The sequence below is a fragment of the Rubrivirga litoralis genome (assembly GCF_031846415.1).
Taxonomy (GTDB): domain Bacteria; phylum Bacteroidota; class Rhodothermia; order Rhodothermales; family Rubricoccaceae; genus Rubrivirga; species Rubrivirga litoralis.
This window is the reverse complement of record NZ_JAVRHT010000060.1, coordinates 1-8,835: the sequence shown is the minus strand read 5'-3', so window position 1 is coordinate 8,835 and position 8,835 is coordinate 1. Positions and strand designations below refer to the sequence as shown.

Sequence of the window (8,835 nt, the reverse complement as noted above, 5' to 3'; positions counted from 1 at the left end):
GTGGAAACAGCTACTGCGGCCTCGCACTAGCTAGCAACCAGTATTCATGGCGCGGACCTGTGGTGACAGGAATCACAGGAGGAACTCGTCAGATGACCTATACTATATCAGACAATCGCAGGATCGGTGCTCAACTTTTTAAGTGGCTTAACGATGCAGCTAACTTCACCCATACCGCATTCTCACCAGGACAAGTTCGTGCTGTTACAGGTATTGATTTCCCGTCTAACAGCCTTTACAATGACGGCGCTTTTTCTCTCAACAACTATAACCATCATCTCGTTTTTGACATTATACATGGTATTGCCAGAAGTGAAGATGTTGCGTATCATGAATATGGGCACTTTACGATGTTCCGCCGCAACTCGTATCGTCCTCCCAATGCAGGAGGCCAGCACTTCTACGGCACTTTGATAGATCCTGGATTTGCCTGGACAGAGGGATGGCCTACTGCGTTCGCACAAGCTGTTCTTACTGACCAAACTTACAATGCTGGTAATTTTAGCTTTGTTCCTAACGTTGAGCTAGCTTATGACAATCGCTACGGATCATTTACTCAAAATAATCCTGGCGCCCATAATGAGTTTAGAGTATCATCTACAGTTAATGACTTTTACGACCTAAACGACGATGGTGATGATGACGCTGACAGAATTTATTCTTTGCATGAAGAGCTCGAGATAATTAGGATGAATAATATCGACAGCATCTACGAGTTCTACGACGCTGCCCTCGCCTCTGGGTATCTCACGCAACTGGAGAAGAACCGGGCGTCGAGGGTTATGGTCCAGAACGGGTTCCCGACCCCGATCCTCCCCGAGACAGCCCCTTTCAACGCGTACATCTCCGGCCCCTCAGCTCTCAACCAGTGGCAGAGCGGTACGTGGACGGCTAGCGCCTCCGGCGCCACGGGATCATACTCGTACCGCTGGTACAAGAGCGGCGGGGATACCGGGGTCACTTCCCGGTCGTACACCACGAGCGGTCTCTCGGACTTTGATCTCTCCGTGACTGTGACGAGTGGGGGACAAACGAAGTCAGCGTTCCAATACGTCTCCGTCGGGACCAACTGCGACCCGAGCCAAATCCTCTGCCCCGCTCTTCTCACCGCCGCGACTCCGACGGAGTTCGCCCTCCACGCGCCGGCGCCGAACCCGTCCCGTGGGACCGTCACAGTCCGGTACGACCTCCCGGAAGCGGCCTCCGTCCGTCTCGCGGTGTACGACCTGCTGGGCCGGGAGGTGGCCCTCCTCGCCGACGGCTCGGTAGAGTCCGGGTACCACTCGGCCCCGTTTGAGGCGCAGGGGCTCCCGGCAGGCGTCTACGTGGTCCGGATCGAGGCCGGTTCGTACGCTGAGGTTCGCCGGGTTACCGTCGTCCGCTGACACTGTCACAGAGGATGCCACTAATCGGCGGGGGGGAGAATCGGATACCCCCCGCCGCATCCGTACCGCACTACCGCAAGGTTCTGCTCTGGCTTCCGTCTCCCCAAAAGCTCCGGTGATGAACCGCCTCCCCCTCTTCGCCAGTTTTAAGCTCCTCCTTGTCAGCGCCGTAGTGCTTGCTCTACCCTCTTGTTCGCTCACAGATAGGGAGGCCCCGGAACCGCTCTCGTCCTTCCGGCTCTACCCGGAGACACCGCTGAGGTTCGACTGCGGGTCAAGCTCTCCCCTCTGCTCGTGGTCGGCCTCAGGCGCTCTCACAGATCTCTCGCTCCAGCGCAAAGGGGGAGACCAGCCCGGTTCGGGGTATGACTACCTCCGCCTCGTCTTCACCGCCGATGACACTACCCACGCCTTCGAGCTCCACGACCTCACGCCCAGTGACGTCCGGCTCGTCGTCGGTCGCCTGTACGATGTGGCGCTGGGGGTGGGTCCAACGTCCACCGGCGGGTACACATCGCTCCTCGTGACCGACGACGACGGCCTCGCCTTCTACGGGTCGAGCGTCCCAGCTCTCCCCGACGGCGGGACCCTCCCGCTCCTCGACGGGTGGGCGTTCGGGGTTGAGCCAGCAGAGTACGGATGGCGAGACGCGGGGTGCGGCCTCAGGGATACACCGCTCCGGCTCACCGTCGAGCACGAGGGCCGGCGGGTCAAGCTCGTCCAGGGGGAGTCGGTGCGGTTCAGCCCGCACACCGTCGAGGCTCGGGTGGTGAAGGAGTTCGACCTATCGGGCTACGACTGCACCGATCCCAACTTCATAGGTCTAAGCGTGATCATCCGCAGAGACGCTCAATAGTACTTCAGACGAACTTCCGGTAGGTAGGGTTATCGCAAGTATCGACCCACGGCGCCCCCTCTAGAAGCCCGGAATCGGCGTTGGCGTCAGGAGGCGTCTCTTAGGAACTGAGGCCGCGGCGAGATCTAGCCTCATCCGTTGCAGATCCGAGGTCCCGGAGGGCTGCCGATAATGCTGGCCGGCGGTACCTCAGAGGGGAGGAGGCGGCTTCCTTCTACGGCGTCCTACGTGTCTCGTAGAGCGCCGATCGTCCTGGCGGGTCCCCAAAGACGGGGCGAGTGCTCGGACGCGCTCAGCGGGGAGCTACGAGCCCCTGAGAGGCTAGAGCGTGTACGGGACGAGGATGAACGGGTGTCGCTCCGGCTTGAAGTCCTTCGTGTTCCGCGTGACGAGCTGGAGACCGTGGTGCTGAGCCGTCGCCGCCTGAATCGCGTCGGGGAGCTTCCACCGCTCCGTTCGGCGGAGCCTTCCAGTCCGCTCGGCGATGGCCAAGTCCATGTTTAGGAACGCGAACGTGCTCAGGAAGGCTGAAACGTCAGCGTGTCCGTCCTCCTCGGCTCCCGCGAGCACTTCGGCCACGGTGACGGCGGAGACCGCAAGGTCGGCGTGCTGGCCGAAGAAGGTGAGGGCCTCCGGCACCCGGTTCAAGCGGTCGATGACGATGACGGAGTCGAGGAGCATTAGCGGTCGGCCCCGGGTCGGTCGTCCCACTCGGTCCGAATGCGGACTTGGTACTCCAGCCCGTCCCCACCGGCCCAGTAGGGAGCGGCGGCCTCAGCCAACTCCCGGCGCTGCTGGATCAACTCGTCCTCCTGCTGGGACATGGTGGGGTACCCGCGGCCGCGGTCATCGGCCCTCTCGTTCAGGTTCTCGTTGATCCACCGGACGAGCTCGGCCCTCTCGCGGTCCGGTAGATCGGCGATGGCTCGTTCGATCTCTTGCAAGCTCATGGTCGGGTCCCGCTCTAGGTGTTGGTGCATTGTAGCCCGCCTGCGCTGCCTGTGCAATTGGACTCGGCCACGGTGTGTCTCGGGACGGACGGGGGCCGTTGGCGGAGCCGGTTATCCCCAAACTCACAAGACCTCGTGCTCCTACAGGAAGGGGTTTTATAGGAGTAATACAGGTTGGTGGGGTCTTAATGCGTAAGAAGGTGGGGTCTTAATGCGTAAGCCTACCCCAAAAGGCGGGGTTTTACCCTGGCAAGCTATTGTCCTGCAACGTTTTGTGGGAAGGTGGGGTCTTAATGCGTGGATAAGTCTCCCCGTCCACAGGTTGAGCGGCCCCTATTGGGCGGTCTAGGTCTTGCTGATCGAGGGCGCAGACGGATGCAGCCGGAGACGCCCGCGCGGCGTCTCGTAACGGAGCTGCGGCCACGCAGCGCGAATCTTCGTCAGCTCCCGCTTAGCAGAGCGGGCGAACTCTTTCCCTCCGGTGGGGCTGACGTAGGCGGAACCGAACTGCTTCTGCAACTGCTCCCAGGAGATGTTGACGGGCTGCTTCAGGTAGCTGACTCGGTAAGTGAGCCATACATACAGGTCGATGCCCAACGGGGAGCGCGCAAGCCCCCGTAGGATGTTCATATCAAAAGGAAAGGGCCGCTTGACGATCTCGTCGTAGAAGGGCTGCGAGAGCGTGATCGAGTGCCCTTCTAGGTCCCCCTGGTTGAAGTCCTCGTTGGTCCAGAACATCCGCACCATGTCGGCAAACTGGACGTTTTTGGAGCCGTATCCCTTCGGGCCGTTGTAGATGAACGAGACGCGGGCATTGAACAGCCGCCGCGCCTGCGTTCGCAGCCGTGTGATGCTCCCCCACCGTCCGCCGTGGGGGACGATATCGAGCTTGCCCATGAACTCCGCCAAAGAGTCCCCGAGGTAGATCTCCCGATTCCGAGTGCGGATCGCTTCGGCGATCACCCAGACGAGGAGCAGGCGCGGCAAGCTGCCTGCCGGAAGCTTCTCACCGATCCCAGCTTGGATGCCGACCGTGAAGTCCCCATTTTGAACCCCGACCTCTCGCAAGGCCGTCTCCTTGTGAGGGATCACGGCCTGCATCATGATCCGCGCCATGTAGCGCGTGTCCGGGTCGGTCTCTCCGAACCCGATCCCGAGTAGCTGGTCGATCTGCTGTAGCTGGGTTTTGCTCATGGGTGGTCCTCTCGATAGCGAGCCGGGGAAACGCGAGCGGTCCAGACAGGCGCGGTCAGCGCGGGACGTCCACCCCGTACTTCTCGAACAGCAGGCCGATGGCCTCGTGTAGGAGCGCCGTCTCGGTCGTGTCCCGCTCCTTCGCGAGGATGGCAAACCGGGTGGCCACCTTCTTCTCGACCCGGAAGTGCTTGCGTTTTACGTCGCTCGATGCATCTTTGCGTCTTGACACATCGGCGTCTTGACTCATAGCCGATCCCGCAGCCTCTTTCTCTTTCCGTTGCTTCGCCCCGACGAGGGCGGACAGATCGCGTTGCTTTGCCATTAGCTGACCTCCCATGCGAGGGCTTCTAGTTCGGTGAGAGCCTCACGGCTCAGAGCGCTCCACCCGTCGACAAGCAGGTTCGCATAAGCGGTCCGCCGGGTCAGGTGGCTCTCCAGCGGCGCGACCGGGACGGCGTCAAGCACCCGTGCCCGGTCGCGCCAAGCGGTGGTGTTGGCCCGGGTCTGGTTGAGGAGCAAGCGGGCACGCTCCGGCCGGTGCAGCTTCGCCGCCGTCTCGACAGCCTTGGCGACGTCGAGCGGCGCCAGAAGCAGCGGGATGACGACTAGGTCCGAACTCCGCTCGACCTCTGCCAACTCGGCGTCTGAGGCGCCGCCCTGCGTGTCGATCAGTACGTAGTCGTAGGTGTCTCCATCCTCGTAGTGCGCGAGGTTAGGGTGGCCAATGTGCTCCACAAAGCTGCTCGAACCACCGTCGAGTTCCATGTCCTGGACGGCCACGCGCTTCCGGGCGCGCTCGACCCAATACAGCGCGAGGGCGCAGACTGAGGTCGACTTCCCGGCGCCGCCCTTCTTGTTCACAAAGGAGATGACCCGCATAACCCTTCCGTCCGGTGAGTGAACGCAATGTACGGCACAGACGCCATTGCATCATTGCGCCAATGTGTCTTGGCGTCAGCTGCTTTTGGTTCGCTGGCCGTGTGCAGGTCCGGCCGAAGCGCTGTCGCCTCCCTCACCGCCCGAGGTCGTACCCCCGCTCGGCCTCCCGCGCCAGCGCCTTCGCCACCACGGCCCCGACCGACCGCGACACACCCGGCGCCGCCTTCTCCAGCATCTGCCGGTCCACGGGCTGGAGCGCCTTCCCCAGCCCCTCCACCCGCCCCGCCGCCACGTGCTCCCCCGGCCGCGCCGCCACCGCCGCTCGCGCTCGTTCGCGCGCCCCCTTCGCCTCCCTCAGCGCTCGCGGCGCCCGCTCCCTCTCCCGCTCCAGCGCCCGCCACCGCTCCCCGTACTGCGCCCCCTCCAGGGCCGCCCCCGACGCCGCCGCCCGGGCCGCGTCCGTCCGCCGCTCGACCGCGAGCCCCCCCCACTTCCGGTGCTCCGTCTCCCGGAGCCGCCCGAACCGCTCCGGCCGCTGCGCGAGCTCCTCGCACGCCCGCTCGAGCCCCTCCGTCCGGCTCAGCCGCACGAACAGCCGCTCGGCCCCGGCCGGGTCCTCGTACACCCCTCTCAGCCGGTCCCGGACCCCCTGCCACGCCCCGGCCACCTCCCGCTCCTGGTCCGCGAGCGCCCGGACCGACCCCTCGGCCGACCCCACCCGACGCCCCGCTCGCCCCGCCGCCGCCCGGAGCTCGGCCGCCGCCTCGCGGTCCCGCTCGGCCCGGACCACGGCCTCCGCGTGCGGCGAGAGCCCCGCCGGCACCGGCCCCGTCCGCGCCTCGACCCGCGCCCGGTGCACGCGGAACCCCTCCCCGAACCGCTTCTCCAGCTGACCGCGCCCGCCGTTCCGGGCCACCGCCGACGCCTTCACCTCCCGGCCCCGCCCGTCGCGGACCACGAGCCCCCGCCCCTTCGCCCGGAGCACGTACCCCTCCTTCGCGAGTCGGCCCTCCAGGTCGTCCCACCCTTTCGCCTCCCGGAACTCCCACCGGAGCGCCGACCGCGCCGCCTCCAGCGGCGGGCGCTCCCCCATCCGCTCGGCCTCCCGCATCGCCGCCCGCTGCGCCCCCCGTGAGAGGCCCCTGGCGGGCCGCTCCTGGCCCTCCAGCCGTCCGAGCCGGCCCGGCACCTCCCGGAGCCCCCGCGCGCGCTCCTGGCCCCGCAGAGAGCGCTCCAGCCGCACCCGGTCCTGCCACCGGTCCCACGCCCGCCCCGTCTCCGGGTGGACCCGGTTGATCATCATGTGGACGTGGGGGTGCGAGCGGTCCCCGTGCGCGACGACCACGACCTCGTGCTCGTGCAACCCGAGGTCCCGGAGCGTGTCGCGCGCCACGCCCAGCATGACCTCGCGCGAGGCCGGATCGCTCGGCCCGCCGGGGAGGTCGGACGGGTCGAACGAGATCGACACGTGGTAGCACGGCTCGGTGCACCGGGGGTTCAGGTCCGCCGTCGCCTCCATGAACCGCGCCGAGCGCTCGACCGAGACCGACCCGTCCACCTCCCGGACCAAGCCCCGCCCCTCGACCCACGCCACGCGGTCCTCGGCCGGGACGTCGCCCTTGCCGCGCTCGAGGTACGACCCCAAGGCGCCGAAGCTGGCCCCGCTCGACGTCGACCCGATCACGGTGCCCCCCGGTCTGCCCGCCCCCGGCCGGCCGCCGTCCCACTCGCGGCCACACGGTCGGGGTGGTCGGGCTCCATGTCGGAGGCGATGAACGCGTCGCCCTCCGACCGCGGCGGGCTCACCCGGTCCATGGCCGCGAGCACGTTGGCCAGGCACGCCGCGACCTCCTCCGGCGTCACCGTCCCGCCCGCCCCGCCGAGCGCGGGGTCCGCCCCCCGCCCCGCCGCCCGGTCGGCCCGCGCCCGGTGGGCGAGCCGGACGAGCTGGTTCAGGTTCCGGCCGACCGCCTTCATCTCGCGGACGGCCTCGGCCCGCACGCCCCGCGGCCGCTCGGCCGGCCGCCGCCGCATCGTCGCCTCGCGGACGTACCGCGACGGGCTCACCTGCGCGTCCCGCGCCCAAGCCTCGACGCGGCCCCACTCCTCGGGGCTGAACCTCACCGACCGGACCACGCTCTTCTCGACGGCCATGATCACGGGCGCCGCTACCGGCGCGGGGGGGCTCTCGGACTCGGGCTCCCGGCGTTGAGCGCTCGTCGCGAAACGCCCGCCGGCCTCCCCCAACCTACGACGCCGGACCCGGAGCGGGGCGGTCGGGATGTGTTACATCCACTTGCTCGCATCAAATCGCGCGGATATGAGAGAGCTGCCGTCATACAGGACACAGCTCCCGCTTCGCTGAGGGCAATCACCTGGAGTTACAGGATCCATCTCAGCAGGTTGAAGGGAAAAGTTTCGGGATCCAGTTGCAATGACCTCCGCGCTCCCTACACTCGCCTCCTTCCGACGTAGCGCCTGCAAAACCCAGCGCCTACACGCCCCCTCGTCGTCCGCGACCCCACCACTCCACCGACGACCATGACACCCTTCGTTAAGACTGTCTCCGTAGCCGTCCTCTCCGCTCTCGCCCTCGGGGGCACCCGCCCCTCGGAAGCCCAGTCCCTCCCCCCGGCCGCCGAGGTCGTTCTCCCTGACGGCTCGGTCACCTCGGGCGGTAGTCTTCCCCTCGACATCGTCCTCCAGGGCGACCTCTCTGACGTCACGGTCACCCTCACAGAGCAGGCCGACTCCGACACGCCCAACGCCTCCAAGGTCAAGAGCAAGCGCGCGCTCGGCCAGACCCGCAACAAGGAGCGGAAGCAGGTCAGCCTCGACCTCCCCAAGGAACTCCGGCGCCTGTCGAAGCGGAAGCTCCCGAAGCGGAGCCGGACCGACGTAGACCCCGAACCGAACGTGGTCGTTGTCGAGGTCACCGGCACGCTCCCCGATGGGACTCCGGCATACAGCGCGGAGGTGCTCACGTTCGTCCCGGCCGAGCCGGGGGAGAAGCCGAAGGCCTTCCGGGTCGTCCGACTCTCGGAATACCTCGCAGAGCAGGGCGGGGAGCCGGGGTCCCTCTACCTCGTCCCCCTCGGCGTCCCCACTCTGGGGCAGGGCGAGCCGGCGGAGGCGAAGCCGGGCGTCCGTGGAGATCGGTACATGGACGCCGACGGCGCCGTCCGCTACGACAGCACCTCCTCAGGGGCGAACGGCCAAGGCTCGCAGGGGGGCGCCTCGCAGAGCCGGTCTAGCTCAGGCACCACCGCCTCGGCGAGCGCGGCCGGCGTGACGACCGTGAACGTGAGCGGGTACGTCTACTACACCGACTACGCCGGTGTCATCCGCCCGCTCCCGTTCGTCGAGGTCGCCGTGTGGGAGGACGACGGGAACTCGGCGTTCGCCGCGCTTAACAACATCCTCGTCACGAGCTCGACTGGGTACTACTCGACCACCGTCTCCCACGATGACGGGGACGGGTCACTGGAGCTGTTCCTCGAAGTCCGGTCGGTCAACAGCCGCGTCCGCGTCGGGAATGGTTACTTGAGCGGGAAAACATTCTGCGAAA

At 66.4% G+C, this 8,835-nt stretch carries 10 protein-coding genes; 3 read left to right on the top strand and 7 right to left on the bottom strand.

Annotated features, from left to right (window positions below; all coding sequences use genetic code 11):
• Both RM540_RS15725 and RM540_RS15720 read left to right on the top strand, forming a co-directional pair.
• On the top strand, positions 1-1,385 hold a 1,385-nt coding region (locus RM540_RS15725; RefSeq protein WP_311665872.1), incomplete at its 5' end, for a T9SS type A sorting domain-containing protein.
• Between the two features lie 118 nt (positions 1,386-1,503).
• Positions 1,504-2,241, top strand: coding sequence for a hypothetical protein (locus tag RM540_RS15720; protein ID WP_311665870.1), 738 nt, complete (start codon positions 1,504-1,506; stop codon positions 2,239-2,241).
• Between the two features lie 321 nt (positions 2,242-2,562).
• Here the strand turns inward: RM540_RS15720 and RM540_RS15715 are convergent, their stop codons facing one another.
• From RM540_RS15715 to RM540_RS15685, 7 genes are all read right to left on the bottom strand, one after another.
• The gene (locus tag RM540_RS15715; protein ID WP_311665868.1) at positions 2,563-2,922 is read right to left on the bottom strand and encodes a PIN domain-containing protein; all 360 of its coding nucleotides are present in this window, start codon (positions 2,920-2,922) and stop codon (positions 2,563-2,565) included.
• Entirely contained in the window at positions 2,922-3,191 is a 270-nt protein-coding gene (locus RM540_RS15710) for a hypothetical protein (protein ID WP_311665866.1), read from the bottom strand. The genes RM540_RS15715 and RM540_RS15710 overlap by 1 nt, the downstream gene beginning before the upstream one ends.
• A 345-nt stretch (positions 3,192-3,536) precedes the next feature.
• Positions 3,537-4,385, bottom strand: a complete 849-nt coding sequence (locus RM540_RS15705) for a replication protein RepA (protein ID WP_311665864.1) — start codon at positions 4,383-4,385, stop codon at positions 3,537-3,539.
• A gap of 55 nt (positions 4,386-4,440) precedes the next feature.
• Positions 4,441-4,635 carry a ribbon-helix-helix domain-containing protein gene (locus RM540_RS15700; RefSeq protein ID WP_311665862.1) on the bottom strand — a complete coding sequence of 65 codons (195 nt, stop codon included), beginning with the start codon at positions 4,633-4,635 and terminating at the stop codon, positions 4,441-4,443.
• 74 nt (positions 4,636-4,709) lie between these two features.
• Complete coding sequence (locus RM540_RS15695) at positions 4,710-5,267, bottom strand: ParA family protein (protein ID WP_311665860.1); 558 nt, start codon at positions 5,265-5,267, stop codon at positions 4,710-4,712.
• 133 nt (positions 5,268-5,400) lie between these two features.
• Positions 5,401-6,951: a relaxase/mobilization nuclease domain-containing protein gene (locus RM540_RS15690; protein WP_311665858.1), complete on the bottom strand. Its 1,551-nt coding sequence runs from the start codon at positions 6,949-6,951 to the stop codon at positions 5,401-5,403.
• Complete coding sequence (locus RM540_RS15685) at positions 6,948-7,421, bottom strand: plasmid mobilization protein (protein ID WP_311665856.1); 474 nt, start codon at positions 7,419-7,421, stop codon at positions 6,948-6,950. Before RM540_RS15685 ends, RM540_RS15690 begins: the two co-directional genes overlap by 4 nt.
• 387 nt (positions 7,422-7,808) lie before the next feature.
• Here RM540_RS15685 and RM540_RS15680 point away from each other — a divergent pair.
• A partial coding sequence (locus tag RM540_RS15680; RefSeq protein WP_311665854.1) for a hypothetical protein occupies positions 7,809-8,835 on the top strand: 1,027 nt, incomplete at its 3' end.